Below are 24,994 nucleotides of genomic sequence, written 5' to 3'. Positions count from 1 at the left end.
AGAACTTCAGCATCTACTTCTTCCACTACGGCCGCGACGACGAGGTGCTGCAAGCCCGTCTCTACCTCAACCGCAGGTTCGAGGTCGAGTTGCGGCCCACGCTGGCCCTGGTGCTGGACGACTGGAACCGCAGCAAGCTGTTTCCCAAGGCCTACACCGTGCTTCCCGACGACGGCCTGGTGGGGATCTGCGCCGAGCAGGCCTTCGACTTCGAGGGCGGGATCAGCCGGCAGCAGCTGAAGTTCACGGTGGGCATGTGGTTGCAGAACCTTCAGCAGTTCGCCGACTGGACCGAGGAGCACGTCTGAGCACCGGCAGTTGCGAGCCGGAGAGCTTCCGCTACAGCAGCGAGGACCAGGCCCGCTGGCTGGCCGAGAGCGACAAGCGCGCTCAAGCTCCGAGCGAGCCGTCGCTGCGCCGGGGCACCTTTCAGCGTGATCGCGCCCGGGTGCTGCACTCCTATTCCTTCCGGCGGCTCGCCGACAAGACCCAGGTCGTCTCGCCCGGTCAGGACGACTTCCCGCGCACCCGGCTGACTCACTCGCTCGAGGTCGCCCAGATCAGCCGCGAGATGGGCGCCGCGCTCGGCTGCGACCCGGACCTCACCGATGCGGCGGGCCTGGCGCACGATCTCGGGCACCCGCCGTTCGGCCATAACGGCGAGGAGGCCCTGAACCAGGTCGCGACGGACGGCGGTTGCGGAGGTTTCGAGGGCAACGCCCAGACCTTGCGGATCCTGACCCGGCTGGAGGCGAAGGCGGTCACCTCCGACGGCAACTCGGCCGGGCTGAACCTGGCCCGGGCGACCCTGGACGCGGTGTGCAAGTACCCGTGGCCAGCAGGCGCGGCCGGCGGCAGCGGCTCCAGTGGTTCCAGGAAGTTCGGCGTCTATGACGATGACCGGGCGGCCTACGACTGGCTGCGCGCGGGCCGTCCGGACGGTGAGCGGTGCCTGGAGGCGCAGGTGATGGACTGGGCCGACGACGTCGCGTACTCGGTGCACGATGTCGAGGACGGCGTGCACTCCGGTCACATCCGGCTCGCGACGCTGGCTTCGGACACCGAGCGCCAGGCCCTGTGCGAGCAGGCCGGCCGGTTCTACTCACCGCTCACCGTGGCCGAGCTGCAGCCGGTGCTCGATGACTTGCTGCGGCTGCCGGCGCTGGCCGACCTGGCCGGCTACGACGGCTCCTACGCCGCCCAGGCGATGGCCAAGCGGGCCACCAGCGAGCTGACCGGCCGGTTCGTGACCGCCGCCGTCCGGGCGACCCGCAACCGGTATCCGGACGGCCCGCTCGGCCGCTACCGGGCGGAGCTGGTGGTGCCCGGGCAGGTGCGGGCCGAGTGCGCGTTGCTCAAGGCGATCGCGTTTCGCTACGTGATGCGCCGCGACGGCGTGGAGCAGCCACTGTCGCAGCAGCGGCGGGTGCTGACCGAGCTGGTCGAGGTGCTGCTGGACCGCGGCGAGCCGGCGCTGTCGGAGACGCTGCGCGACAGCTGGCGGCAGGCCGAGGGGGATACCGGACGGCTCCGGGTGGTGATCGACCAGGTCGCCCAGCTGACCGACTCGTCCGCGCGGGCCTGGCACCGGCGGCTGGTGTCCGGCGGCTGATTCGCAGCACTCGAATATCACGCGGGGCCGCAGACCTGTGCCTCACACTTACCCACTCGTGCCGCCACTGACATTCACTCGCACACCTACACTCTGGGCATGGCAGGCCGGATTCGCGACGAGGACATCGCCGCCGTCCGGGAACGCTCCGACATCGCCGAGGTGATCGGCCAGCACGTCCAGCTGCGCAATGCCGGTGGCGGCAACCTCAAGGGCATCTGCCCGTTCCACGACGAGAAGTCCCCGTCGCTGTCGGTGTCCCCGGCCCGCGGGCTGTTCCACTGCTTCGGCTGCTCTGCCGGCGGTGACGTGATCCGGTTCGTCGAGCGCATCGAGCACCTGTCCTTCAGCGAGGCGGTGGAGAGCCTGGCCGCCCGGGCCGGCATCCAGCTGCGCTACGCCGACGGCGGCCCGAGCTCGCACCGGCCGTCCGGGCAGCGGGCCCGGCTGGTGGAGGCGCACACGATCGCTGCGGCCTTCTACCAGGAGCAGCTGGAAACACCCGAGGCGCAGCCGGCGCGGGACTTCCTGACCGGGCGGGGTTTCGACGCCGCGGCCAGCAACCGGTTCGGCTGCGGTTACGCGCCGGCCGGCTGGGATTCCCTCACCAAGCACCTGCTCGGCCGCGGCTTCACCCCCGCCGAGCTGAACCTGGCGGGGCTGTCCCGGGAGTCCGGGCGCGGCTCGCTGATCGACCGGTTCCACCGCCGGCTGCTCTGGCCGATCAAGGACGTCGGCGGTGAGGTGGTCGGCTTCGGTGCCCGCCGCATCCACGACGACGACAAGATCGAGGCCAAGTACCTCAACACCCCCGAGACCCCGATCTACAAGAAGAGCCAGCTGCTCTACGGCATGGACGTGGCCAAGCGCGAGATCGCCACCCAGCGCCAGGCGGTGATCGTCGAGGGCTACACCGACGTGATGGCCTGCCACCTGGCCGGGGTCACCACCGCGGTGGCGACCTGCGGCACCGCCTTCGGCGGCGAGCATGTCAACGTGATCCGGCGGCTGTGGTCGAGCAACAGCGCCGAGGAGGCCCAGGCGACCACCAAGGTGATCTTCACCTTCGACGGCGACGCGGCCGGCATGAAGGCGGCCGAGCGGGCCTTCAAGGACGAGCAGAAGTTCCTCGCGCAGACGTTCGTCGCGATCGACCCGGCCGGCAAGGACCCGTGCGACCTGCGGCAGGCCGGCGGCGATCCGGCGGTGCGGGCGCTGATCGAGTCCAACGTGCCGATGCTGCGGTTCATGCTCGCGACCATCATCAAGCGCTTCGACGTCGACACCGTCGAGGGCCGGGTGGCCGCGCTGAACCTGACGGTGCCGCTGGTGGCCCAGATCAAGGACCCGTCGCACCGCTTCGAGTACGCCCGCGAGCTGGCCCGGCTCAGCGGGGTGGCCAATCCGGACGAGATCCTCAGCCGGGTGCGGGGGATGGCCCGGGCGGGGGAGAACCAGCAGCGGACGCAGCCGGCCCCCGCGCAGGCCGGAGCGGTGCCCGGGGTGCCGCCGAAGGTCGGGCAGGCCGAGCGCGAGGTGATCAAGGCCGCGTTGCAACTGCCCGAGGTGGTGGCCGAGCAGTTCGACCAGCTGGGACCGCAGGCGTTCCTGACGGCCGTGCACCAGCAGTTGCAGACCGCCATCGCCGCCGCCGGTGGCGCCGCCGCCGGCCGGACCGGGCCGGCCTGGGTCGAGCGGGTGTCCGAGCACCTGCCGCCGGGGTCGGAGGCGCGGGCCGCCGTCAACGCGCTCGCCGTCGAGCCGCTGCGCTCGGGCACCGACGCCCAGTCCCGCTACGCCGAGGCGATGGTGGTCAACCTCGCCGAGCAGGTGGTGGCCCGGCAGGTGGCACAGTTGAAGTCGAAGGTGCAGCGACTGGACGCGGTCGGCGACGCGGAGGAGCAGGGCAGGTTGTTCGGGCAGCTCATGCAGCTGGAGCAGCGCCGGCGGGCGTTGCGGTCCAGGGCGATCGGCGGCGAGTCCTGATGGCGCTGTTCGGTAGGCGGGTGCGCCCGCCGGCCGACTTGCGCGGGCTGTTCAACGAGCACGAGCGGGTGCTGGCGATGGCCGAGGACGGCAGCGCCGCGGTCGTCGCCACCCAGTACGGACTGTGGCTCCCGGGTGCTGGGCAGCGTGCGGATGGCTCAGCGGCGGTCGGCTCGACGCAGGTGCCTGGCAGTTCGGTGACCGGGGAGGTGACCGGTAACCCGGCGTCGGGCTGGCAACGGTATCCGGCGCCCGGCTGGCACCGGATCGGCTGGGACCAGGTGGTCAGGGCGACCTGGGGCGAGGACGGCCTGCAGGTCATCGAGGGAGTCCTCGACGACGCCGGGTTGGTCACCGACCTGCCCACGCTGACGTTGCGGCTGGCCGAGCCGCGCAACCTGCCGGCGGTGGTAAAGACCCGGGTCGAGGCGAGCATCGCCCGCTGGGAGCAGGTCCGGGTGCCGGGTGGCACCGGGCGGATCGTGGCCCGGCGCCGGCCCGGCACGGATGGCCTGCTCTGGACCGCCCGGCTGGACTCCGGCACGCCGGACTCGCCGGCGGCGCGGGAAGCGCTGGCCGGATACCTGGACCGGGCCACCAAACTGACGCCGGAGCAGTTGTTTCCCGCCTGAGACCCGCGCTGCGGATAGTTCGGGCACAATCCTCGGATGGCACTCGATTATGCGGACGAGTTCGAAACCGCCGCCAGCGTGTTTCCGTGGATCTTCGGGGTCATGGCCGTGGTGATCCTCTGTGTCTGGGTGACCGTGGCGGTGATGATCGGCCGCAACCGCCGGGTACTGCGACAGGCCGGCATCGATCCCACTACGGCCGGAGCCCAACTCGCGGTCCGGATGATCAGGGGTCAGCCGGCGGCGCCTTCGACGTCGAGCAGGCTTGCCGAGTTGACCGACCTGCGGGACCGGGGACTCATCACGCCGCAGGAGTACGAAGCACGCCGCACCCAGATCATCGCCGGCATCTGACACCTCGGACTGTCAAAGGACGGCCTGCGGTCCGGTCCGGAATGGCCGGCGGTCCAGAACCGCTCCTCAGTACCGGTGGCCGTTGGCGCTGGCCGAGCCGGACCGCTGACCGGTCAGCACCCGGCCGCCGAGCCGGCTCTTGGCCCGCTCGGCCGCTCCGGCGGCCTGCGCCTGCAGAACGCCGGCGGTGGCCTGGACGGTCTGGCTGCCGGCCACCCGGCGGGCTACCGCGACGATGTCCTCATAGCGCTCGCGACCGGCTCGTGAGCCCAGTACGTAGCCGACAGCGATGCCGAGCAGGAACTTCATGCCTCATCTGCCTTCCGCCTGCGGGTGGTGTCCGGCTTCCCAGTCTGCCCTGGGTCGGGGCGCGCGGCGAGCCCGGACGCCCATGGGCTACTCTTCTAACCGCTGCCTGCTCGCCCGTCGGCTCACACCGCCGGTCGGCCAGACGGCTCGCACGGTCCCCCGTAGCTCAATTGGCAGAGCATTCGACTGTTAATCGAAGGGTTACTGGTTCGAGTCCAGTCGGGGGAGCAGGGATTCCGGGGCCTTCAGCGTTCGCGCGGGGGCCCTGAGTCGTTTCTGGTGCCTCGCTGGTCACCGATTGGTCGGTCGCACGCGCTTGCTGGCGGCGCTTTCGGCGCCCTCGGTACGAGCGCGGCGGCACGCTCGGCAGCGTCCCGGCCGACGCCCTGCAGCATGTGGCTGTAGGTGTCAGAGGTCAGGGTGATGGTCGAGTGCCCGAGCCGCTTGGACACCACGGCAATCGGGACGCCGGCGGCGAGCATGAGGGACGCCTGCCCGTGTCGCAGATCGTGCAGGCGAATCGAGCGGAGCCCGGCAGCGTTGACCAGCTGGGCAAATCGCTTCGTCACCCGCTCCGGCGCGATCGGTGTCCCGTCCTCGCGGGCGAACACCAGGCCGTGGTCTGAGTAGGCAGCGCCCCACGTCGCACGCTCGATGTCCTGCTGCAGCCGGTGAGCCATCAGCACGCCGACCACACCGCCGTCCAGCTCCACCGTGCGATCTTCGCCACTGGCGGTCTTGGGCCGGCCGAAGGCGGCGCCCAGGTGCTGGCGACCGCAGTACGCGCACGGCGGCTGTGCGCCGCTGAGCGCGACGAGTTGCTGGCGCACAACCAGAACGCCGCGCGCGAGGTCTACATCGGCCCAGCGCAGGCCCACGGCCTCACCGCGCCGTAGCCCGGTCGCGGCGATCAGCTCGAACAGCGACCCGAACCGATCGGCCGCGATGGAGTCCAGGAACGCGCCGAGTTCGGCCGGCTCCCACGGCTGGACCCGCGGCCGGGGAGCGGAGGGCAGCTCGACGTCGACCGCCGGATTGAAGGTGATGAGCCGTCGGCGCTTGGCCGTCCCGAGCGCGCTACGCACGGTGGCGTGAAGCCGGCGGATGCTGGCCGGTCCCATGTTCCGGCCGTTGCCCGCCTTGGCGGCTTCCCGTAGCAACTGCTCGACGTGCGTTGGTCGGAGATCGCGCAGCCGCTCGCGGCCGAGCAGCGGAACGATCAGGCCGTCGATGTGGTCGCGGTACCCGCGCAGCGTGGTCGGGCGCAGACCGTTGCGTTCCTTCTCGGTGAGCCATTCCGCGAGAAAGTGCGCGAGCGTCTGGCGCTCATCGTGTGCCAGCGTGCCCTTGCCGATCGAATCGACCAGCTCAGCGAGCGCCTGCTCGGCCTCGACCTTCGTGGCGAACCCTGAGCGTTTCACCTGGCGGCGCTTGCCGGTCTTGGGGTCGCGGCCAGCGTCGGCCACGTAGGACCATGAGCCGTGGCGCAGCTTGCAGGCCAGACGCTCGCCCTTCGCGCTGTAGGCCGGCGGGCAGTTGCATCGCTTCGTCACGCTGCCCTTCATCGCTGCCTGTTCTTCTCGTCGTCGATGTGCTCCATGCCTTCGGCCAGGATGGGCAGTTCGATGCCCGACCCGCGCATTTCCGCGCGGACCTTCTGCAGGTCCCGCTCGATCACCTGCAGCCGGTAGAGGTCTTCGGCATCGGCTTCGATGGTGCGTGACTGGGCAACGGCTTGGTCCGTGGCGTCAGCGGCCAGCCGTCGCGCAGCGATCGCGCGGTGTCGTGACCGCCACCAGTCATTCCAAGCACGCTCGTGCGCGCGCCACAGATCAAGTTCGGTGGTGATCGACTTGGGCATCTCGTACCAGCCGTGTAAACCGGTTTGCGGATCTTTCAAGCCGAATCCGTAGGCGTCGAGTTCGGACTCCGATCCGATGGGAATCTCATGCTGTTCGGATGAGAACCATTTTGCGACGGTCCAGGGATGAGCCTGGCGATTTGGTGCCCAGGCTGTCGGGACATCAGACCGAGCCGGTGCAACAAGGGCGAGAGGTGCCACCTGTAGGGCCTGCGCTAGTACCACCAGTTCGTCCACCGTGACGGCGCGCCGCCTCCGGCCGTCGTTGTCTCGTCGGCCGGTCTCGATGCTGGTTACGGCGGCGAAGGTGAGATCGCTGCCTAGGTGGATGCACCTGTCCGCGAGCTGCTGGCGGGTGAGTTGCATGCGCCGTCGATGCCATTCCACCTCGCGCCCGACTACCTCTGACAGGTCATCGAAAGATGGCACAGTGCACTTCACACGTGTCGTGTTGCATTCTCACGTCTTGCCTCCTAGTCTCACTTTCACTAAGTCGCAGTCTGCCACATGGAGAGTGCAATATGCAACATCAAGTTTCTAGCTCACCGGAACCGACACCGAGAGAGGCCCTCCTTGCGAAGTGCAGGGCGCGAACGGCCGTGAGCATTCCGGACGCTTCGGCAGCGTGGAACATCGGGGCCAACCTCGGCTATGAACTCGCGGCCAGGGGCGAATTTCCGTGCAGAGTCGTCCGGCTAGGGCGAAAGCTCCTCGTGCCGACAGCTGATCTGCTGATCTCGCTGGGACTCCATGACGAGGCCCGCGAGCTGGCTGATACGGCCGAGGCCGGGACCGATGCAAGCACCCAACCAGCCACCGCGTGATCTTTCATGACCGCCTCGCCCAGTTCCCACAGCTTGGATGGTTGCTGATGGTGGACGCACGGCTACCCGAGCACTGGCTGTACGAGCCACGAACGGACCTGCTTTCCGATCGTGCCTGGCGCACCTTCACCGGCTCGCTGATGTGGTCGAACAGCCAGGGCACAGACGGCCGGTTGCCGGCGACCTCGCTGCGGTTCCTGTACCCGCATGGTGTCGATGAGGCCACCGCGGCGGAGCTGATCACAGCGGGCAAGTGGGAACGGCTGAGCGATGGAGGGTATCGCGTTCTCCACTGGGCAAAGTCCCAATCGCTCGCTGCCGATGTAGAGCGCCAGCGAGAGCGCAACCGGGCGAACCAGCAGGCCAAGCGCGATCGAGAGCGGCAAGCGCGCGGTGCCTCCAGCGCGAGCGCCAGTAACGCTGACCTACCTGATGACGTACCCGATGACGACAGCGGGTACGCCGGAGGACAGGCAAGGCAAGGCAAGGACTCAGTTAGAGAAGGTGAGTTAAGCGTTAATAGTGCACTCGAAATTCCAACCGCAACCCGGTGTCAGGAGTGCCAGCGGCTCGCCGCTTTCAACAAGCCGCCGTGCCCGGAGCACCGCGCGACCCCGCCAGCGGTACATCCGTGAAAGACCGACTCGACGAAGGCCGCTCCTGTAGAAGTGGCTCTGTGAGGACGACCTGTGGAGCAGGCCGACCTATGGAACCCCGGTCAGACGGGCGCTATGCGGGCTGACAACCCCAGGTCGTGTCGCTCCTGTGGTGTCTCGCTCTTGGCGGGTTCCTGTGGTGTCTCGCTCTTGGTGGGTTCCTGTGGAAGTGCGAATGCAGCATCATCACATTTGCACCGGCCAAGACGCGCCCGGCGGGCCGCTGCAGGGCTCACGGCGACCGCCCATGGCCGGCCGGGCTGGTGCCTCCCTCCTGGTCGGGAACCGGAAGGGCACCCCGTCGCGGTCCGGCCCCCAACGTAGCGTTATGACCAGGAAGGCGGTGTAATGGCCAAGTTGCAACAACATAGGGCCGACGCGGTCCGGCCGGGTCAGATCGTGAACGAGCAACCGCGGCCCCGCGTCCTGGTGACCGGCTTTGGACACGAAGTCGCGGAGGCGATCGGTATCGTCGTGGCTGAGGTGGCTCCGACCGTGTCGGTCGAGTTGTACCTCCCCAACGTGGATCTGTCGGAGTACGACTGCGTCATCACCGGCGACAAATATTTTCGCGTCGATCGTGACACGCATCCGCGCGATGAGGAGTATCGCGGGCACTACACCGATCCGCCGACCTGGTGGAAGTGGCGGCAGGAGTTCCCGCCGCACGTCTCAATCTTCCGGATATTGGACGGCTCGCGGAAGCTCTATCCGATCGCAGACATGAGGCCGTGCGAGGGTGAGGGCGAGTCCTTTGGCCATGAGTTCGTCTACTTGAAGGACCACGTTCCGGGCAGATACGTGCGCTATGCCCAGGGCCTGCCGGACGAGATCAGCGAGCTGGTAAAGCGGTACCTCGCGCCGGCAGCACAGGACAGGGCAGACCACATCACGATCAGTGTCTGCAACCCAAAGCAAGCCGAGGATGAGCCGGCGGCGCCAAGCGAGCGGGACTCCTTCGAGCTTCGTCCGCTGCTGTACGGACCGAGCGACGAGATTCTGGCCGGCACCTACCAGCGCAGCGCCGAGGCGTCGGTGTGGCTGCTGCCGTCGGACCTGATCGGCGATCTAAGGGCCTGGCTCGTGGCGGCGTTTCGGGAGTGGCATCAGCTCTACCCGAAGCGGTTCCCCGCAGTCGCCGATTGGACCCGCGCAGCCGACTGGGCCACGCCAACTGAAGCCGACCTGATGCGCCAGATACGTGATGCCGACGAAGCTCTTGAGAAAGCTCGTGCCGAGCACGAAGAGACCGTTGCTGCCCTGGAGGAAGTTTTATCGGGTGCTCGCGCGGACAGCGATGCCTACGAACGTGGCTTGCTCACCGCCACTGGCACGCCGCTCGAAGTCGCAGTATTGGGTGCGCTGGCCGAGCTCGGTTTCGTTGTGCGGAACATGGACGACGTCTGGGCGGCGGACGCCCGGCGAGAGGATTTCCGCATCACGGACCCGGACGAGCCGGGCTGGCTGGCCATCGGCGAAGCCAAGGGCTTCATCAAGGGTGTGTCGGAATCGGGGCTGATGAACCTGATGAAGTACACGACGATGTACGCCAGCGAGGAAAAACAAGCGCCACAACGCCAGTGGTACCTTGCCAATTATTTCCTGCGGGAAGACCCAGCCACCCGACCACAGGCCCTCAACGGGCGCGACGACGTCATCGCTGCGTTCGCCGGAGCGGGTGGGCTGCTCATCGACACGCGCGATCTCTTTGCCCTCCTGTTGGACGCTCGTCAGCATCCGGAGCGTCGATCTGAAATCAGGGCGTTGGTGCGAGCACAGACCGGACGGTTGGCGAGGCCGGCGGATCCCGATGCAGCAGAGTCGTAGCACGATTTTGGTGTTCCCGCCCCATCGTTGGCGGATTGCAGGTCGTCGGTCCTGTGGAGTCTCGCTTTGGGCGGCTACCTGTGGTGTCTTGCTCTGGCGGGTGCCTGGGGAAGTGCGAATGCAGCATCGCGTGCGATCAATGGAGGGTCGGCCATCAGGTGTACGTGTGGACGGACGAGCCGGTCAGCACGGGGGCGAACCCCGCCGCGAGACGGTGTGACCATCGCGTGACCAGTGCTCGCGCAGCCCAGCAATTCCGGGCACCGCAGAGCCAGCACCGGATACCAAATCGGAGGGCTGCCCGACCGGATGCTATCGGGGTGGCACCGGGAGAGGGTGCTATCGGGGACCCTGCGCGAGAAGGGGCTGTCGAGGAGGCGGTGAGGACCGCCGCGCGGACCCGTCGAGGATCGCTCGCCGGGGGCAACCCGTGGAGGTTCGATTCCGGCGCCCACGAACGCGGTCTGCCGTATGAGGGCCGCGCCTAGTCCAGCAGCGCCGCGATCTCGGTCAGGGTCCAGACGTGATCGCAGGTTGACACTCAGGCAAACTCTTGGCCTACGGCTCCGCCTTCGTCGAGGGGGGCGCTGGCTTCTTCGCCGACAGCTGAGATAGCAACCGGAGTGCCAGGGGCGTAGAAGATGATCACTAGGCCGGTGGTGGTCCATGCGCGGACGTCGCCGCCCGCTCGGTTCTTTTGAGCGAATTTCAGAGCTTGACGCAGCTCTACCGCCGCTTTCCCGTCGGCCAGCTCGAACGTCTGTGAGCCGTAGTGCAGAAAGTATTGCGCCATTCGTCTGATTCTCCTCGGGTCGGTGGGGGGACGACGCTAACAGTGGCGGGGCCGCTTCCGGTGAGAGCGGACTGGTTGTCCGCTTAGGGCGGACAAATGGATACTGAAGGGGCACGTTCGCATGCGTTCGCACACCCGAGGATGAGGGAGGGCAGCCAGTGGCACGCAAGGCAGCCCACGCTAGGACCCCGGCAGCAGCGCAAGCCTTTAGGCCGGGGTGAGCGGGTGTCCTTCTACCCCATGCGGACCCCGCCGCCGGGCCGGGTGCAGGACAAGCCAGCGGGCGACTCCAAGGGCGAGTGACCAAGCTAACGCCCTGCACACGGCCCGCATCTTCTAGGCCCGCTCTACGCGGCCAAATGCCTGCCTTCATCGTTTGATTTGCGTTGTCGCTGCGTACCGATTGCATAACGGTAGTGCTGGATAAACTAAATATCTAAGCAGCCTCGGCTGAAATGAACAGCCGTCACGGGTAGTGTCTTACGGTATTGAACGGGTGCCACGCTGGACCGGATCGCCTCGGGAGGTGAGTGTGCATGACCGTCATGTGCGATGTTGACCGCAAGTACGCAGGGCTCTTACGTGATGAGCTTGACCGTCTGAGCCTCCTCGACAGCGTGAACGTGCTTGAAGGGTCCTTCGATCAGGAGCATGGCGTCTTTGAGGCCGTCGTTGAGGTGCCGGACGTTGACGACTGGACACTCCGCTATGCGGTGCTTCGCGCTGCGGGCTGCGTCGAGGACAGCTTCGGCATAGATGTCCACACTTACTTCCGCGCCGCTGCCCGCCGACTGACTGTTGCCGGCAGGTAAGGCCAGCGAGTAGGGCATACTAGCCGGGTGGTTAACAGCGCTACCCACCTTCAGTATGCCGAGTATCACGACTCGGATGCTCGTGCGCTGTTCGAAGCGAAGCAATACTCATGGACTGCGGTGGCGCTGTTCTACTGCGGCATGCACCTCGTGCATAGCGGCCTGCCCTACCTGAGTCACCTCACTACCGCGCAGCAGCATCCAGAGAGCCACACCGGCGTTAGCTACAAGTCTGAGGGCACCTCAAACGTGGTGCGGGTGTATGCGCCATCGATCCGGGTGCCCTATACGTCCCTGTTCGATGACAGCATCGATGTCCGGTACCACGGCGGTCGGCTGACCAGGGATCAGGCCAGACAGCACCGCAGCGTGGACCTGACCGCGATAGCGAAGTGGGCTGCGGACCAGATCACCGCTGGCGGCGACACGGTCCCGCCTTGGTTGGCTGGTCTGGCCGGGCACAACCTCGCCAGCGGTCAGTAGGGCCAGCCACCCAGCACAGACAGAAGCGGCAAGTAGGCGCTGACCTACCTGCCGCTTCTGAGTTATTGAGGTTCAGTCCGTCAGCCGGTGGCTTCCGGTTTCTGCCAGAACGGCGTCCGGCAGGCCAGGCAGAGTCGACGCGGCTCCCGGACCCCTGGCGGGGTGCTCCCGTCGCGCCAGAGGGCGAAGAACAGCAGGGTGAGTTCCTGCTGCGAGTTCACCCCAGCTTCCGGAACGCCGTGGCCAGCTGGTTGCGGACGGTGCTCTGGCTGATGAACAGCCGCCGAGCGATCCAAGCCACCCGGTGCCCGGTGAGCAGCAGCCGCACCACTTGGGCTTCCCGGTCAGACAGCACGCACCGGTTGTACTGGTGCACCTGACCGGGCTCCGCTCAGCCATCGGTGAGGGTGTGGCTGACGTGCCGAGCCGGACGCCACCCGTCCTCAACATCGGCCGTGTGCGTCAGGTACGCCGCCAGGTTCCGAATGACGGACGTGTGGACGGTGCACCGGAACAGCGGCCCGGCGTCGTCCTCGGCCGGGTCGAACTCGATAGCGAGCCGGGTCTGATCCGGGGCAGCCATCGGCTGCCCGAACCGGAACGGGCGCACCAAGTACGCCGAGAAGTACCCCGGCCGCCCGTCGTCGGCCAGCGCACCGAAGAACCCGTCATAGGACCGGCACTCGGTTCGGTGGTGGTTCGGGGAGGGGTAGCCGCCGTGAAACTGCGGGTGGCTGGCACGGTCCACGCACCACGGCGCGCCTTCGTCGTATTGGTACGGCTCGCCGTCCTCCCCGTCAGGGATCGGTCGCCAGGGCTGGTCAGGCGTAGGCACCCACTCCGGGGTATCCGCGGGGCCGGCAGTTATGGGGCGGTCGTTATCGTCGTTCATTGGGTCGTACTCCCTATCGAAGGTAGGTGGTGCGATCAAGGCCTCGGTCGGTGTTCGCGCACCGGCCGGGGCCGCCTATAGGTACTGCTCTAGCCCGTTCCATCGACAGGCCCTCAGTCGCTTCTCAACTGTCTCGGCGCGAATCCAGAGGAGCGGGGGAGGAGCGCGACTCCGGCAGCCGTACCGAGTGGCTGCGCTGGTCACCGATTGGTCACGTAAGAGCCGCTGGTAGCCGTTACGGAGCGCCGCAGCGCGGGACGTAGCCGCCGGAATCCCCCGGAAAACGGGGCTAGGAGTGGTCATCGGGCACCACTCGGGACGGCTCACCCGGGACTGTTAATCGAAGGGTTACTGGTTCGAGTCCAGTCGGGGGAGCAGGAAGTTCGGGGCCTCCAGCGTTGGCGCGGGGGCCCTGAGTCGTTTCTGGTGCCTCGCTGGTCACTGATTGGTCGCACGCTCCTGCTCCTGGCGCTTTCGGCGCCTCGGTACGAGCGCGGCGGCGCGCTCGGCAGCGTCCCGGCCGACGAGCCCGGCGGCACTGACCAGCTGGGCGAACCGCTTCGTCACCCGCTCCGGTGCGATAGCAGCACGTCCGGCTGGCGGTCGGCGAACCAGCTCACCAGCCGCGGCAGCCGGGCCTTGACCGAGTGCACGTTCCAGGTCGCGACGCGCACGCCACCGATACTTCCAGCCGGTGCTTGCCAGCGGGGGGCTGGGCCGGGTCCGGACGGTCAGGCAGAATTCTCCGCATGGTGCAGCGGTTGACGGAGGTCTCGGCACCCGACGGACGCACGCTCGGGGTGGCGCAGTGGGGCGATCCGGACGGCTCTGCCGTCTTCGTCCTGCACGGCATTCCGGGTTCCCGGAATGTCCGCCCTCGGGACGAGGAAGCGATCCAACGCGCGGGGCTGCGGCTGGTGACCTACGACCGGCCGGGCTACGGCGCCTCGCACCGCCAGCCCGGCCGGCGGGTGGTCGATTGCGCCCAGGACGTGGCCGCCATCGCCGATGCGCTGGGCCTGGATCGGTTCGCGGTGTCCGGCTTCTGCGGCGGGGCACCGCACGCGCTGGCGGTGGCTGCCTGCCTCGATGGCCGGGTGACGGCCGCCGAGTGCCAGGGCGGCCTCGCTCCCTTCGGGGCCGAGGGTCTGGACTGGTGGGCCGGCATGAGCCCGGAGGGCGTCGCGGAATTCGGCTGGGCGCTCGATGGTGAGCGTGCCCTGCACGAGAACCTGATGCGGCTGGCGGAGGAAAAGCTGGCGGGCATGGCGCTGGACCAGGCGAACCTGCATGCCGCTCCGGACGGGCAGGCCGGCGCCGAGCTTGCGGGTCCCGATGCCGTGCGGGAGTTCGTGAACGCGAAGCGCGGCGGGTTCACCGCCGGAATCTGGGGCCGGGTCGACGACAACCTGGCGGTCCTCGCCGGGTGGGGCTTCTCCCTCGACGAGATCGCGGTACCGGTCACCATCCGCTACGGCGCCCGGGACACTGAGATCTCGCCGGGTCACGGCGCCTGGCTGGGTGCGCACATCCCCGACGCCAAGGTGGTCGTGGACCCCGACGGCGGCCACTTCATCGATCCCGCCACCTGGATCGAGGAACTGCGCGCCCTGGTCGCGGCTGGCTGACACCGCCGCGGCCGTGTTCCCTTGCGTCTGCCATCAGCTGCTATCGTCCGCGCGACCGCTTGCAGGTCGCAACACTGGGGAGCTCTTCGTGCCAGACACCACCTGTCACATGTCGATCTCGCTGGACGGCTTCGTCGCCGGACCGGAGCAGAGCCTGGACAACCCGCTGGGGAAGCGGGGCCGGGAGCTGCACGGTTGGCACATCGGGGATCCTCGCGCGACCGAGGCCGACAAGATCGCGGCCGACTGGCTCATGCGCCCCCGGGGCGCGTATGTGATGGGGCGGAACATGTTCGGCCCGATCCGCGGGGGCTGGGACGGGGAATGGACCGGCTGGTGGGGTCCCGAACCGCCGTATCACGCGCCGGTGTTCGTGCTGACCCATCATGCTCGCGATCCGATCCAGATGGACGGGGGAACGACTTTCTACTTCGTCACCGAGGGGTTCGACGCGGCCTACGCCGCGGCATGTGAGACCGCCGGGGAACGCGGTGTGGACATCGCAGGCGGGGCCTCGACCGTCCGGCAGGCGCTGCTAGCTGGGGTGATCGACGAGCTCACCCTCGATGTCGCGCCTGTCCTGCTCGGTTCGGGGGAGCGCATCTTCGACGGGATCGAGTCCTTCGACTTCGAGCCTGCCGAAGTCTTGCACTCGCCGCTGACCACCCACATCCGCTACCGCCGCATCAGCTGACTTCGCGGCCGCGCTCCCCAGCTCAGCAGCACGATCGAGTCCAACCGGCTCATCTTTTCCAGAGCCGGTAGGCGCCTTTGCAACATCAAGATCCCTGGATGTCGGGATAAGCCTTACTGCCCGGTCTAGGGCTGCGCCTGGCCATGCGGCTGCTGCAACGCCGACCGGAAGTCGAAGCCACACTTCCGGCACTCGAATGTCCCGTTCTTCACGTCCGTCCCGCACGCCGGGCACGGCCGGGACCGCTTCCGGTTAGTGACCAGCCACAACACCCCGAGGATGATGTCACCTAACGCCCAGAGCACGATGATGAAGAACACCGCGATTCCAGTGCCTACGTCGGTGGCGGCCTGGCAGGTGTCGGCGTCAAGACCGCCGCAGTCCTTCGACGAGTTGGCCGATGAGATGCCGCCGATGATCCAGATCAGCATGAGCAGGTTGAACGCCAGGATCACGTAGGTGAAGATCCGCCATCCCGGCAGGAATCCGAGCCTCTTGCCGCTACGAGCCATGATGCGGGCCTCTCTAATACATTGTGGTTCGGCAATGGTGCGATATGTAGGGGTGGGGCGCAAGTGCGAAATATGAAGGTGGAAAGCCGCTGAGCGCATACGTGATCGACCCGTTTGACCGAAGCTGCCCAGGTTGCGCGCCTCCGCCACTACCCGTCGGAGTATCGGCCAGCGGAAGGCAGCACTGTCACGCTGGAGGATGCGGTCGCCGCTGTTCGTGAGGTGCGCGAGGCATCGTGAGTCCGGCGGTCGTCGACGCGTCTGTCCTGGCCGTGTTCTACCTGACCGAGGATCGGCGTCGGGACGCGGTTGTCGTCCGGCTCACCGCTGGTGATGCGATGTACGCACCAGCTCACCTGGATACCGAGGTGGTATCTGCCCTTCGCGGTCTCGCGCGAGGCAACCCGGCCCTGCGACGGGTGGTACCTGCCGTGTTGCGACATCTGGCCGGCCTGCCGGTCCAGCGGATGCCGCTGGCTCCGCTGCTCGAACGGATGTGGGCGCTTCGCGAGAACGTCACAGCCTATGACGCCGCTTACGTCGCGCTCGCCGAACGGCTGACGGCGACGGTCACCACCTGCGACGCCAAGCTGGCTGCTGCCAGCGGTACCCGCTGCGCCTTCGATCTGATTTCGTGACGTTGGGGGGCCCGCCGGGAGCGTCGCCGTCACCGACCTCCACGAGATCGCCCAAGCAGCTTCCGGTGCCAGCGGGCAGTCCTGCTGGTCCGCCGGGCCAGCAGCTAACTGTGCTCAGTCCCAGGGCGGCGTTTCATCCAGCTTGGCGTAGTACTTGGCAAGGTGGCCCTTGACGCGGTCAATGTCCTTATCCGGTAGGTTGATTCCGCCGCGTGATCCCTGCATCACCGCTGCCGCGGCGTGCACGGCGCGGGGTACGGCGACCAGCTTGCCGTCCACCACGTCGGCGATCAGCAGCTTGTACGCGGTGAAGTTGGACTTCTTGTCCGCGTCGTACCAGACGTGTGCATCGCGGTAGCGAGGGTTGGGCTCGTCCTCGGCGCCGGCCCAGGATCGAACCCGCTTCTCCGCGGCGGCACCGTCCCAGGGGCGATCCTCGTCGGCGAGCGGCAGATCCTGAAAAGCTGTCACAGCCATCCGGTCTCCTCGAAGCTCGGAACAGCGTCTCGTCGGGTGGGACTCCAGCCGCATCACCACTTTAACTAACCTGATCAACAACTAACCTGATCAATGCGTACCGACCGGTCACGGCAGCCCGCTCCACGGAAGGTTGCCGAATTGTCCGATGGGCTGAAACCGGTTACGGCTGATACTTTCCAGCTGCGGTTCAGCAAGCAGCCGTCAATTTCCGGCCTCAGCAGCCCGCGGTGTACTCCCCGTACCACCGGTGATTCGTGCTGTCCAGACCGGATTATCGGTGAGGCCCCACCTGATGATGACCAGCCCCAACACCCTCGAACACCTCAACCACTTGTACGGCGCGTGCGAAGACCCGTGGCACATGCGCAGCGGCTGGCAGGCAGAGCGCCGCCGCGACCTATTACTGTCCACCCTCAATCATCCCCGTTACGGCAGCACCTTCCAGCCGGGCTGCGCGTCCGGCGAGCTGACCGCCGGCCTGGCCCGGCGCAGCGACCGGGTGCTGGCAGCCGATGACAACCGGCCGGCGCTGTCCGAAGCCCGCAGCCGCACCGCCCACCTGTCCAACGTCGACGTGCGATGGATGCGGCTGCCCGAGCAGTGGCCGACCGAGCAGAAGTTCGACCTCATCGTGCTGCACCAGGTCGGCTACCGGCTGGATCTGGCTGCCTGGGCGGAGCTCGCCACCGTCGCCCGGAACAGCCTGGCCCGTGATGCCACCGTGCTCGCCTGTCACCACCAGCACGAGTTCGCCGAGCGAATCCTCGATACCCAGACACTGCACGGAATTCTCGACAGCATCCTGGGCCTGGAGCGCCAGACCCAGGTCGTCGACTCCGATTTCACCATCGACGTCTGGACGAACCGGGCGGCGCAGCCCCGCTGACGAGCTGGGCGGCTCAGCGCCTTTCAGTCTGTGGCGGGTGGCTGGCCGTCCTCCAGTTGCCAGCCACCGCCGTGCGCCCGCTGGATCAGCTCGTTCAGCACCGGACCGATCACCTGCGGGAAGCCGCCGAGCTGGACGGCGATGCTGAAGCGTTCGGAGGTGACGCCGACCGACGGGTCGGCCGGGTCGAGCATCATGTGCTCGCTCTGGGTGAGTACTTGACAGATGATCCCGCGGGCGGTCAGGAAGGCATTGATCTGTTCGACCTCACCCTGGTCGACGGTCTGAAAGAACACCTGTCCACTGATCCAGCCGGTCATCTCCATGCAGACATCCTTACAGGGTGTGCCAACCCACACAAAAACCGCCTTGCTGCCGCCGGCTGCTTAGGGCAGCGTCGGTCCATGTGACAGGTGATCATCCATTCGACGCCGACACCGCCGTGGTCGGCTCGGGGCCGCGGTTCGGCGCCACCATCAGTGACCGGTGGTCGGTCGGGGATGCGCACGCCAACGGTGGCTACGTGCTGAGCGTGTGCCTGCGCGCCCTGGAACAGGTGCTGGACAAGCCTGACCCGCTGGCGGTGTCGGCGTTCTTCCAGCGCCGGGTGCTGCCCGGGCCGGCCGAGGTGCACGTCGACATCGCACGGTCCGGACGCCGGCTGGCGACGGGTGAGGCGCGGCTGCTGCAGGGCGACCAGGAAGCCGTCCGGGTGGTGGCCAGCTTCGCCGACCTGTCGCGGGCCGCCGGCCCGACGCTGGTCTCCGGCAGCGCACCGGTGCTGCCACCTCCACAGGACTGCCTGGATCTGTTCAGCGGCGAGGTGCTCGGGGACTCCGGCTTGGAAGCGCCGGGCATCGCCGGCCGGCTGGAGTACCGGACACCGCGGCTGCCCGGCTGGCGGCAGGGCTCGCCGAGCGGGCAGGCCAAGGCGGAATTCTGGCTGCGACCGGCCGGTGGCCGGCCGGCCGACACCTTGCTGCTGCCCGGTCTGGTGGACATGGCGGTGCCCGCAGTCTTCGAACTGGGCCATTACGCCACCACCACGATCGAGCTCACCGTGCACGTCCGGGCCCGGCCGGTTCCTGGTTGGCTGGCCTGCCGGGTCAGCACGAGGTACCTGATCGAGGGTTACCACGAGGAGGACTTCGAGATCTGGGACTCGACGGGGCGGCTGGTTGCCCAATCCCGGCAGCTGGCACTGCTCGGCTGAATCAGACCGGATCGAGCCACTTCGAGGCAGCCCGGGAAGGTCAGTCGACGCCCAGCTGCTCACGGGCTGCCTGCAGGGCAGCCGCCGTCCGCTCGGCCTCCTGCTCGGCGGCGTGCCGGGCGCGCTCGGCGGACCTGCTTGCCTGGCCGGCCCGCCAGGATTCCTCCTGGGCCTGTTCCAGCTCCGCGCGCAACCGCTCCACCCGGGCAGTGGCGTCCTCGAGCTGCTGCTCGGTCACCTCCGCCTCCTGCTGTGCCCGTTCGAGCATCCGGGTGGCCTCGGCATGCTCGGCCTCGGCGCGGCGCAGCTGCTCCTGGTGGCGTTCGGTTCGCCGTTCGTGGGCCTGCTCGGCAGAACTGCTGGGCCGGGCAGCGGCCCGTCCGGTGCTGTCCTTGCCGGTGGTTGCCTTGCCGGTGCTGGCCTTTCCGGTGGTTGCCCTGCCGGGCCGCGCACCGGCCTGGGTGCCGCCGGACTGGGGCTTGCCGGCCCTGCCGTCGGCTTCGGAGTCTTTCGGCACCTTGCCAGCCGGTTCGGCCGGGTCCGGAACCGACTGCAGGTGCCGCCTGCGCACCGGTGCTGCCACCGCGTCGGTGACGTCCACCTCGCCGAAACCGGTGTAGGACAGCACCGTGGTCAGCCGCCCGGAGAGCACCGCCGCCTCGGCCGCCTCGTCGGCGATGGCGGCGTCGAAAGTTCCCCGTACCTGCGCCAGGACCGGTTCGGTAACGGTGCGGCCGCTCTGCTCGGCGGTCTCGCGGACCAGGTCGGTCAGCCGTTGCAGCAGGTGCTGGCGTTGTTCGGACAGGGCCCGCAGTTCCGGGCCGCGCAGCTGGCGATGCGCATCGCGCATCTGGTCTCCGAGTTCGGTCAGCTCCCGCAGCTCAGCCGGCCCACTGCGGACCAGCTCGTTGACCAGCGCCGCCGCCAGGACCGGCTTGCGCAGCTTGCCGATGCTCGCCGCCAGCGCCTTGTCGCCGTCCGCCCGCGCCTGCTTCGCCAGCCGGCTGCGGTGCTCGGCGAACTCGTCGGTGGGCATGCCGTAGAGCTCTTCGGCGGCGGAATCGAGGTCCACAGCTCACTACTTCCGCGACTTGCTGTCTGGGATCGGCTGCACACCGACGTTTCTACCCTGCCCAGGCTTGCGGTGTCGTCCCTGTCGGCCTGCGTTCCTCGGTCGCGCTGTGCCGGCGGCCCACGCCAGCCGCCTGCGAAGAATTCGAAGGCGGGCCGGCGCTGCGCCTGCCAGACTTCCTGCGCCTGCCAGACTTCCTGCGCCGGCCAGACTTCGTGCGCCTGCCAGACTTCCTGCGCCTGCCAGACTTCGTGCGCCGGCCGGCGCGGTGGCGCTGGTTGTCGGAGGCGGATGCCACGATCGAGACGACAGCCGGACGCCCGGTGACGCCGAGGAATGGAGCTGGAGAACGTGAGCACACCGCTCGATGCCGACCTCGCCATCGAGGTACGCGGCCTCGTGAAGCGCTACCGCGGCGGCCGCGGCCAGGACGACATCGACGCGGTTCGCGGTATCGACCTGGTGGTCCGCCGGGGTGAGGTCTTCGGATTCCTCGGCCCGAACGGCGCCGGTAAGACGACGACCGTACGGATGCTGTGCACCCTGTTGCCGATCAGCGACGGCCATGCCAAGGTGGCCGGGGTGGACGTCCGGCGGGATCCGGCCGAGGTGCGCCGCCACATCGGGGTGGCCCTGCAGGAGGTCGGGCTGGACCCGACGCAGACCGGCCGGGAGCTGTTGGAACTTCAGTGTGCGTTGTACCGGGTGGCCGATCCGGCTGGCCGCTGTGCCGAACTGCTCGCGCTGGTCGGCCTGTCCGAGGCGGCCAACCGCACCATCAAGACCTATTCCGGCGGCATGAAACGCCGGCTGGACCTGGCGACCGCGCTGGTGCACAAGCCGCAGGTGCTGTTTCTCGACGAGCCGACCACCGGGCTGGACCCGGCAAGCCGGGCGACGGTCTGGGAGGAGGTCCGCCGGATCAACGCCGCCGGCACGACGATCTTCCTGACGACCCAATATCTGGAGGAGGCGGACCAGCTGTGCGACAGGTTGGCAATCATCGACGACGGGCGGTTGGTAGCGGCCGGTACCCCGGACTCGCTCAAGGCCGAACTCGGCAGTGATGTGATCACCGTAGGCCTGCGTCAGGACGAGCACCGCCCGGCCCGCGACGCGCTGGCGGTGCTTCCAGGCATGGACCACGTCACCGACGCGGGCGAGGGGCTGGCCGTCTACGTGCGGGACGGGGCGGCAGCGGTGGCCGACGTGGTGCGCTTGCTGGTGGATGCGGGTATCCGGCCGGGCACGGTGACGCTGGCCAGGCCGTCCCTCGACGATGTGTTCCTGGCCTCCACCGGCCGGCGGATCGAGGGCGGCGCTCCGGAGGCTGCGGCATGAACGAGACCTTGTTGTTGGCCCGCCGGGCGGTCCGGGAGGTCTGGCGGCTGCCGGCCGCGACGCTGCCGGCGGTCTTCATCCCGGTGTTCTTCATGGTCGTCAACATCGGGCAGGTCAACCGGATCTTCCCGCCCAGCACGCCGTTCCTGCAGGGCCAGCACTACGTGGCCTTCCAGGTGCCGGTGTCGCTGGTGTTCGCGGTCAGCTCGGCAACCTCGGGCCTGGCGATGGTCACCGATATCGACATCGGCTATCTCGACAAGCTGTTGGCGGCTCCCATCCGGCGCACCGCGATCGTCTGGGGACGGCTGGCGGCTGACCTGGTGCGGGGCATCGCGGTGTCGACCCTGGTGCTGATCGTCGGGTTCCTGTTCGGCGCCCGGGTGCGCTCGGGCGTTCCGGGCGTGGTGCTGCTGATCCTGCTTGCGGCGCTGTGGGGGGTGGCCTATGCCGGCATCGCGATGGCGATCGCGTTGAAGACCAAGAATGTCCAGACCACCAATGCCTCGTTCATCATCTTCTTCCCGCTGCTGTTCCTGACTCCGAACTTCGTCCCGCTGGAGCTGCTCACCGGCCCGCTTCGAGCGGTGGCCCGGTTGAACCCGGTCAGCTACGTGATCACCGGCCTGCGGGACCTGGTGCTGTACCCGGACATCCATTGGGGCTCGCTCGGGGCGTGCGTGCTCACCATCGTCCTGACCGGCTTGGTGCTCACCGCGCTGTCGCTGCGAGCGCTGAACCGGTTCGCCGAGTAACCGGGGGCGCCACCTCGGCGCGGGGCCGGCCGCCGGGCGTGTGACAATCTGTGCTCCTGCCTGGTCGTCCCGGCCGCGTGGTCCTCTGGCCGTGCCGCCATGACCCGGCAGGACGTCAGGGGCGGTAGCTCAGCTGGTCAGAGCAGGGGACTCATAATCCCTGGGTCGTGGGTTCGAGCCCCACCCGCCCCACTTTCGTCAAGCTTTATAAAGGCAATCTCGATCAGGAGACGGCGGCGTAATGACGCTCCGGCCGATTACAGCCGGGTAAGGGGTGCGTCGCGTCCGCATAGCGGTCCAACAGCCGCACAGCGGTCCAACAGCCGAGTATTCGACACCCCAAACATGGGGATCGCTGGCAATAGGCAGCCGAGCGTGGCAGTCGTCCTGGGCGGCACCCTGGGTTGGCAGCTGCTTGCTCGGGTTCGGTTAGGTGGTTGCGCGGTCTTCCAGGGGGCGTCGGGCGGCGGCTTTCCGTCTGGCCAGGCAGTGGAACGCGGTAACGGCGAGGGCGAGTAGTGCGATGGAGACTGCGCAGCTTTCTGGCGAGGGTTGGGCGCGCAGCCAGGCCCAGGTGTGTGTTGAGCCGTCGGAGTTCAGGCCGACGGTGCTGATGGCGAGGAAGTACAGGACTGGCACGGTGGCGGCGAGGCTGGGCCGGGTGAGAGCGAGTAAGAGCAGGGTCGCGGCGATGAAGGCGCAGCCGTCGCGGGCGACGCCGAGAGCGGTGCTGGTGTCCCGGGTGGTCAGCGCCGCGCAGGCCGCGAGGAGGATTGGTGCGGTGATGACGGCGCCGAGAGCGAGGTCAACCGAGATCAGCGGGCGGCGGGCTTGCGCTTCCAGCAGCAGGCTGTCTCCGCCGAACAGGTAGGCGGTGGTGGGTGCGAAGCCGACCGCGAAAAGCAGGCCGATGTTGACGGGCCGGGTCAGGCCGGCGAGTAGCTGAGGCAGCATGATCGTGTGGCCGTTGAGCAGCAGGGTCAACGCGCAGATGGCCAGTGATAGGCCGGCCGCTGCCGGGGCGTGGTGCGCTTTGAGGGTCAGTTTCACGAGCACGCCTGCACACTCGACCACAGCCGACCGGCGTCGGCGGCGGTCGGCTGTGGTTGGTCTGGTCGCAGCGGAGTGACCAGAGGATCGGGGTGTCCGGTGCCGTTGAGGGTGAGGTAGCCAAGTTCGGCCAGGGCGTCGTTTCGGTTCTGGTCGGTGTAGTCGTCCTGACAGCCCAGCACGGCCCGTGGTAGCAGTGAGGCCATCGAGGCGCGGACCTGGTCGGTGCTGTCGGTGGTCACGGTGACTCCCAGCAGCGTCGGGGTGGTCACCGGGCCGATCCTGGTGGTCTTCAGGGGAAGCCCGAGGGCGCGCCAGCTGGCCTGGACCTGGTCCCAGCCGGTCTGATTGGCGTCCCGGTAAATCTTGTCCTCCGGCCACAGGCAGACGTCCTGTGCGCAGTCGAGCTGGGCCAGGGGGCGGGTCGCAGTGGGCAGCGGGCCGAGCTGGCTCGCCGGGCTGATCAGCGCCCAGGCACCGAGCACGGCAACGCCGGTGACCGCGAGCGCGACGGCCGCGGTAGCCGGCGCGGACCGCGGGTCGCGCACAAGTCGCACGGCGATGACCGCCAGAGCGCACACCGCGATCGCTGCGAGGAAACCGAGGGAGGCGAGGACGGCGCGGGAGTCGAGAACGTCGGTGGTGCTGCAACAGTCGGAGAGGTAGCCGTTGAGGTGGCGCAGCCACAGCGGTGACCAGCCCTGGGGCAGGCTGATGACGAGAAACGGCGCGATCAGTGCCACCGGCAGTGCGACCAGCGGCCGGAAGATGAGTGCCACCGCCGCCCCGAACAGCGACCAGCACAGGACGCTGATCACCGAGATCAGCGGCAAGGACCAGCCCGGGAAGTCGGTCAGCACGGTGGCGTGACCGAGGACGCCGTACAGGGTCACCATCGCGGCCAGCCCGCAACCGATCACCAATGCCAATCGCCCGCTCAGCACCCGCCACCACGGCCGCCGCACCGGCAGCCGCCCCCACAGCGACCGCAACGCCCCCATCTCCCACGCCGCGGCCAACGCGACGTAGGGGCCGATGATGACCACCCCGTCGTTGGCTTCAGACGCGGCAGCAAGGGGGTAGTTCGCTGCCCACCCGGTCGCGTTGGCGCTGATGAAGAACAGCGCGAACGCCACGGCCGGCACCCACAACAGCACCGCGGCCGACCGCAGCCCGCTGCGGTCGCCCACCCGCCGAGCCACTCCTGCCGGCACCGGGCGGTGACCCGTAGCCAGCGTGTCAGTAACCACGCAACGCCCTCGCCAGCTCCGTCGCGGTGGGGCTGGAATGCACGCCGCTGAGAAAATCAGCGGGAGTTCCGTCGAACTCGATCCGGCCTTGGTTCATCATGACCAGCCGCTCGAACGGAGGCCCAACGTCGGCGGCGGTATGCGAGGTGGCCACGACCGTGACGCCATCGGCAACCAGTTGCCGCAGCACGGCTGTGACCGAGGACCGCGCGATCGGGTCCAGAACGGCGGTCGGCTCGTCCAACAACAGCAGCCGTGGCGATGTCACCAGAGCGCACGCGATTCCCAGCTTGGCCGCCTCACCACCGCTCAGCGCTGTCGCCGGCCGGCCCGCCAGCGGGTCCAGGCCCACCATGCTGATCGCCGCGCCGGCTGCGGGGACGCTGGCGCGGCGACTGAGGCCGCCGAGCCAACCGGCGTACTCGACCTGCTCA

General features: G+C 68.2%; 31 protein-coding genes, 3 tRNA genes and 1 pseudogene. 20 read left to right on the top strand and 15 right to left on the bottom strand.

Annotated features, from left to right (window positions below; translation table 11 throughout):
• The 5 genes from VF542_RS14850 to VF542_RS14830 all read left to right on the top strand — a co-directional run.
• Positions 1-308 (top strand): YbjN domain-containing protein (locus tag VF542_RS14850; protein ID WP_408652478.1); only part of this gene is annotated, 308 nt, incomplete at its 5' end.
• Positions 305-1,612: a deoxyguanosinetriphosphate triphosphohydrolase gene (locus VF542_RS14845; protein WP_408652479.1), complete on the top strand. Its 1,308-nt coding sequence runs from the start codon at positions 305-307 to the stop codon at positions 1,610-1,612. The genes VF542_RS14850 and VF542_RS14845, both read left to right, overlap by 4 nt.
• A 99-nt stretch (positions 1,613-1,711) precedes the next feature.
• A complete protein-coding gene (gene dnaG / locus VF542_RS14840) occupies positions 1,712-3,598 on the top strand; it encodes a DNA primase (protein WP_408652477.1) in 1,887 nt (628 codons plus the stop codon).
• On the top strand, positions 3,598-4,230 hold the full coding sequence (locus tag VF542_RS14835; protein ID WP_408652476.1) for a hypothetical protein: 633 nt from the start codon (positions 3,598-3,600) through the stop codon (positions 4,228-4,230). The genes dnaG and VF542_RS14835 overlap by 1 nt, the downstream gene beginning before the upstream one ends.
• Positions 4,231-4,266: 36 nt before the next feature.
• Positions 4,267-4,584 (top strand): SHOCT domain-containing protein, encoded by a 318-nt coding sequence (locus tag VF542_RS14830; RefSeq protein ID WP_408652475.1) that lies wholly within the window; start codon positions 4,267-4,269, stop codon positions 4,582-4,584.
• Between the two features lie 66 nt (positions 4,585-4,650).
• Here the strand turns inward: VF542_RS14830 and VF542_RS14825 are convergent, their stop codons facing one another.
• Positions 4,651-4,893 carry a hypothetical protein gene (locus VF542_RS14825; RefSeq protein ID WP_408652474.1) on the bottom strand — a complete coding sequence of 81 codons (243 nt, stop codon included), beginning with the start codon at positions 4,891-4,893 and terminating at the stop codon, positions 4,651-4,653.
• A 155-nt stretch (positions 4,894-5,048) separates the two neighbouring features.
• On the opposite strand from VF542_RS14825, the gene VF542_RS14820 reads away from it, so the two are divergent.
• A tRNA-Asn gene (locus VF542_RS14820) sits at positions 5,049-5,121 on the top strand.
• A gap of 17 nt (positions 5,122-5,138) precedes the next feature.
• On the opposite strand, the gene VF542_RS14815 is transcribed toward VF542_RS14820, so the two are convergent.
• Positions 5,139-6,446, bottom strand: a complete 1,308-nt coding sequence (locus VF542_RS14815; protein WP_408652473.1) for a tyrosine-type recombinase/integrase — start codon at positions 6,444-6,446, stop codon at positions 5,139-5,141.
• 8 nt (positions 6,447-6,454) lie between these two features.
• Entirely contained in the window at positions 6,455-7,120 is a 666-nt protein-coding gene (locus tag VF542_RS14810; RefSeq protein WP_408652472.1) for a hypothetical protein, read from the bottom strand.
• Between the two features lie 233 nt (positions 7,121-7,353).
• Between VF542_RS14810 and VF542_RS14805 the strand changes: the two genes are divergently transcribed.
• From VF542_RS14805 to VF542_RS14795, 3 genes are all read left to right on the top strand, one after another.
• A complete protein-coding gene (locus tag VF542_RS14805; RefSeq protein ID WP_408652471.1) occupies positions 7,354-7,578 on the top strand; it encodes a hypothetical protein in 225 nt (74 codons plus the stop codon).
• Positions 7,575-8,213 carry a hypothetical protein gene (locus VF542_RS14800; RefSeq protein WP_408652470.1) on the top strand — a complete coding sequence of 213 codons (639 nt, stop codon included), beginning with the start codon at positions 7,575-7,577 and terminating at the stop codon, positions 8,211-8,213. Before VF542_RS14805 ends, VF542_RS14800 begins: the two co-directional genes overlap by 4 nt.
• 369 nt (positions 8,214-8,582) lie before the next feature.
• Positions 8,583-10,061, top strand: coding sequence for a hypothetical protein (locus VF542_RS14795; protein ID WP_408652469.1), 1,479 nt, complete (start codon positions 8,583-8,585; stop codon positions 10,059-10,061).
• Positions 10,062-10,602: 541 nt separating this feature from the next.
• On the opposite strand, the gene VF542_RS14790 is transcribed toward VF542_RS14795, so the two are convergent.
• A complete protein-coding gene (locus VF542_RS14790) occupies positions 10,603-10,854 on the bottom strand; it encodes a hypothetical protein (RefSeq protein WP_408652468.1) in 252 nt (83 codons plus the stop codon).
• A gap of 536 nt (positions 10,855-11,390) precedes the next feature.
• Between VF542_RS14790 and VF542_RS14785 the strand changes: the two genes are divergently transcribed.
• Both VF542_RS14785 and VF542_RS14780 read left to right on the top strand, forming a co-directional pair.
• On the top strand, positions 11,391-11,666 hold the full coding sequence (locus VF542_RS14785; protein WP_408652467.1) for a hypothetical protein: 276 nt from the start codon (positions 11,391-11,393) through the stop codon (positions 11,664-11,666).
• A 27-nt stretch (positions 11,667-11,693) separates the two neighbouring features.
• A complete protein-coding gene (locus VF542_RS14780; protein ID WP_408652466.1) occupies positions 11,694-12,149 on the top strand; it encodes a hypothetical protein in 456 nt (151 codons plus the stop codon).
• 80 nt (positions 12,150-12,229) lie between these two features.
• Here VF542_RS14780 and VF542_RS14775 read toward each other — a convergent pair whose 3' ends face one another.
• From VF542_RS14775 to VF542_RS14765, 3 genes are read right to left on the bottom strand one after another with little or no spacing between them, the layout of a single operon-like run.
• Positions 12,230-12,370, bottom strand: coding sequence for a hypothetical protein (locus VF542_RS14775; protein ID WP_408652465.1), 141 nt, complete (start codon positions 12,368-12,370; stop codon positions 12,230-12,232).
• Positions 12,367-12,504: a response regulator transcription factor gene (locus VF542_RS14770; protein ID WP_408652464.1), complete on the bottom strand. Its 138-nt coding sequence runs from the start codon at positions 12,502-12,504 to the stop codon at positions 12,367-12,369. Before VF542_RS14770 ends, VF542_RS14775 begins: the two co-directional genes overlap by 4 nt.
• 36 nt (positions 12,505-12,540) lie before the next feature.
• The gene (locus VF542_RS14765; RefSeq protein ID WP_408652463.1) at positions 12,541-13,041 is read right to left on the bottom strand and encodes a hypothetical protein; all 501 of its coding nucleotides are present in this window, start codon (positions 13,039-13,041) and stop codon (positions 12,541-12,543) included.
• 272 nt (positions 13,042-13,313) lie between these two features.
• Between VF542_RS14765 and VF542_RS14760 the strand changes: the two genes are divergently transcribed.
• Positions 13,314-13,416: transfer RNA gene (locus tag VF542_RS14760), tRNA-OTHER, on the top strand.
• 209 nt (positions 13,417-13,625) lie between these two features.
• On the opposite strand, the pseudogene VF542_RS14755 reads toward VF542_RS14760, so the two are convergent.
• Positions 13,626-13,715, bottom strand: a pseudogene (locus tag VF542_RS14755) (exodeoxyribonuclease III); the annotation flags it as partial.
• Positions 13,716-13,790: 75 nt separating this feature from the next.
• Between VF542_RS14755 and VF542_RS14750 the strand changes: the two are divergent.
• Both VF542_RS14750 and VF542_RS14745 read left to right on the top strand, forming a co-directional pair.
• On the top strand, positions 13,791-14,669 hold the full coding sequence (locus VF542_RS14750) for an alpha/beta fold hydrolase (RefSeq protein ID WP_408652462.1): 879 nt from the start codon (positions 13,791-13,793) through the stop codon (positions 14,667-14,669).
• 88 nt (positions 14,670-14,757) lie between these two features.
• The gene (locus VF542_RS14745) at positions 14,758-15,363 is read left to right on the top strand and encodes a dihydrofolate reductase family protein (protein WP_408652461.1); all 606 of its coding nucleotides are present in this window, start codon (positions 14,758-14,760) and stop codon (positions 15,361-15,363) included.
• A 125-nt stretch (positions 15,364-15,488) separates the two neighbouring features.
• On the opposite strand, the gene VF542_RS14740 is transcribed toward VF542_RS14745, so the two are convergent.
• A complete protein-coding gene (locus VF542_RS14740) occupies positions 15,489-15,875 on the bottom strand; it encodes a hypothetical protein (protein ID WP_408652460.1) in 387 nt (128 codons plus the stop codon).
• 236 nt (positions 15,876-16,111) lie between these two features.
• Here VF542_RS14740 and VF542_RS14735 point away from each other — a divergent pair, with 236 nt between their 5' ends.
• On the top strand, positions 16,112-16,513 hold the full coding sequence (locus tag VF542_RS14735; RefSeq protein ID WP_408652459.1) for a type II toxin-antitoxin system VapC family toxin: 402 nt from the start codon (positions 16,112-16,114) through the stop codon (positions 16,511-16,513).
• A gap of 114 nt (positions 16,514-16,627) precedes the next feature.
• On the opposite strand, the gene VF542_RS14730 is transcribed toward VF542_RS14735, so the two are convergent.
• The gene (locus tag VF542_RS14730; protein WP_408652458.1) at positions 16,628-16,990 is read right to left on the bottom strand and encodes a hypothetical protein; all 363 of its coding nucleotides are present in this window, start codon (positions 16,988-16,990) and stop codon (positions 16,628-16,630) included.
• Between the two features lie 280 nt (positions 16,991-17,270).
• Here VF542_RS14730 and VF542_RS14725 point away from each other — a divergent pair, with 280 nt between their 5' ends.
• Positions 17,271-17,879 (top strand): SAM-dependent methyltransferase, encoded by a 609-nt coding sequence (locus VF542_RS14725; protein WP_408652457.1) that lies wholly within the window; start codon positions 17,271-17,273, stop codon positions 17,877-17,879.
• 23 nt (positions 17,880-17,902) lie between these two features.
• Here the strand turns inward: VF542_RS14725 and VF542_RS14720 are convergent, their stop codons facing one another.
• Positions 17,903-18,205 (bottom strand): hypothetical protein, encoded by a 303-nt coding sequence (locus VF542_RS14720; protein ID WP_408652456.1) that lies wholly within the window; start codon positions 18,203-18,205, stop codon positions 17,903-17,905.
• Between the two features lie 80 nt (positions 18,206-18,285).
• Here VF542_RS14720 and VF542_RS14715 point away from each other — a divergent pair, with 80 nt between their 5' ends.
• On the top strand, positions 18,286-19,092 hold the full coding sequence (locus VF542_RS14715) for a thioesterase family protein (protein ID WP_408652455.1): 807 nt from the start codon (positions 18,286-18,288) through the stop codon (positions 19,090-19,092).
• A gap of 40 nt (positions 19,093-19,132) precedes the next feature.
• On the opposite strand, the gene VF542_RS14710 is transcribed toward VF542_RS14715, so the two are convergent.
• Positions 19,133-20,164: a hypothetical protein gene (locus VF542_RS14710; protein WP_408652454.1), complete on the bottom strand. Its 1,032-nt coding sequence runs from the start codon at positions 20,162-20,164 to the stop codon at positions 19,133-19,135.
• Positions 20,165-20,515: 351 nt separating this feature from the next.
• Here VF542_RS14710 and VF542_RS14705 point away from each other — a divergent pair, with 351 nt between their 5' ends.
• The 3 genes from VF542_RS14705 to VF542_RS14695 all read left to right on the top strand — a co-directional run bounded on the left by VF542_RS14705 (position 20,516) and on the right by VF542_RS14695 (position 22,452).
• Positions 20,516-21,505, top strand: coding sequence for an ATP-binding cassette domain-containing protein (locus tag VF542_RS14705; RefSeq protein ID WP_408652453.1), 990 nt, complete (start codon positions 20,516-20,518; stop codon positions 21,503-21,505).
• On the top strand, positions 21,502-22,260 hold the full coding sequence (locus VF542_RS14700; protein WP_408652452.1) for an ABC transporter permease: 759 nt from the start codon (positions 21,502-21,504) through the stop codon (positions 22,258-22,260). The genes VF542_RS14705 and VF542_RS14700 overlap by 4 nt, the downstream gene beginning before the upstream one ends.
• A gap of 118 nt (positions 22,261-22,378) precedes the next feature.
• Positions 22,379-22,452: transfer RNA gene (locus tag VF542_RS14695), tRNA-Ile, on the top strand.
• Positions 22,453-22,689: 237 nt separating this feature from the next.
• Here the strand turns inward: VF542_RS14695 and VF542_RS14690 are convergent.
• From VF542_RS14690 to VF542_RS14680, 3 genes are all read right to left on the bottom strand, one after another.
• A complete protein-coding gene (locus VF542_RS14690) occupies positions 22,690-23,310 on the bottom strand; it encodes a hypothetical protein (protein ID WP_408652451.1) in 621 nt (206 codons plus the stop codon).
• On the bottom strand, positions 23,307-24,500 hold the full coding sequence (locus tag VF542_RS14685) for a hypothetical protein (protein ID WP_408652450.1): 1,194 nt from the start codon (positions 24,498-24,500) through the stop codon (positions 23,307-23,309). Before VF542_RS14685 ends, VF542_RS14690 begins: the two co-directional genes overlap by 4 nt.
• Positions 24,501-24,549: 49 nt before the next feature.
• Positions 24,550-24,994: ATP-binding cassette domain-containing protein (locus tag VF542_RS14680; RefSeq protein WP_408652449.1), on the bottom strand; the 445-nt coding region annotated here is incomplete at its 5' end.

Origin of the sequence: Jatrophihabitans sp., from assembly GCF_036389215.1 — a bacterium.
In the GTDB taxonomy this organism is placed as follows: Bacteria; Actinomycetota; Actinomycetes; order Mycobacteriales; family Jatrophihabitantaceae; genus Jatrophihabitans_A.
This window is presented reverse-complemented; position numbering and strand designations above follow the sequence as displayed.

What these genes read in the sequence shown, in the direction of transcription:
- dnaG (WP_408652477.1), top strand. Translation starts at nt 1,712, where the DNA reads ATGGCAGGCCGGATTCGCGACGAGGACATCGCCGCCGTCCGGGAACGC.
- VF542_RS14835 (WP_408652476.1), top strand. Translation starts at nt 3,598, where the DNA reads ATGGCGCTGTTCGGTAGGCGGGTGCGCCCGCCGGCCGACTTGCGCGGG.
- VF542_RS14830 (WP_408652475.1), top strand. Translation starts at nt 4,267, where the DNA reads ATGGCACTCGATTATGCGGACGAGTTCGAAACCGCCGCCAGCGTGTTT.
- VF542_RS14825 (WP_408652474.1), bottom strand. Translation starts at nt 4,893, where the DNA reads ATGAAGTTCCTGCTCGGCATCGCTGTCGGCTACGTACTGGGCTCACGA.
- VF542_RS14810 (WP_408652472.1), bottom strand. Translation starts at nt 7,120, where the DNA reads ATGCAACTCACCCGCCAGCAGCTCGCGGACAGGTGCATCCACCTAGGC.
- VF542_RS14795 (WP_408652469.1), top strand. Translation starts at nt 8,583, where the DNA reads ATGGCCAAGTTGCAACAACATAGGGCCGACGCGGTCCGGCCGGGTCAG.
- VF542_RS14790 (WP_408652468.1), bottom strand. Translation starts at nt 10,854, where the DNA reads ATGGCGCAATACTTTCTGCACTACGGCTCACAGACGTTCGAGCTGGCC.
- VF542_RS14785 (WP_408652467.1), top strand. Translation starts at nt 11,391, where the DNA reads ATGACCGTCATGTGCGATGTTGACCGCAAGTACGCAGGGCTCTTACGT.
- VF542_RS14765 (WP_408652463.1), bottom strand. Translation starts at nt 13,041, where the DNA reads ATGAACGACGATAACGACCGCCCCATAACTGCCGGCCCCGCGGATACC.
- VF542_RS14750 (WP_408652462.1), top strand. Translation starts at nt 13,791, where the DNA reads ATGGTGCAGCGGTTGACGGAGGTCTCGGCACCCGACGGACGCACGCTC.
- VF542_RS14740 (WP_408652460.1), bottom strand. Translation starts at nt 15,875, where the DNA reads ATGGCTCGTAGCGGCAAGAGGCTCGGATTCCTGCCGGGATGGCGGATC.
- VF542_RS14730 (WP_408652458.1), bottom strand. Translation starts at nt 16,990, where the DNA reads ATGGCTGTGACAGCTTTTCAGGATCTGCCGCTCGCCGACGAGGATCGC.
- VF542_RS14720 (WP_408652456.1), bottom strand. Translation starts at nt 18,205, where the DNA reads ATGGAGATGACCGGCTGGATCAGTGGACAGGTGTTCTTTCAGACCGTC.
- VF542_RS14700 (WP_408652452.1), top strand. Translation starts at nt 21,502, where the DNA reads ATGAACGAGACCTTGTTGTTGGCCCGCCGGGCGGTCCGGGAGGTCTGG.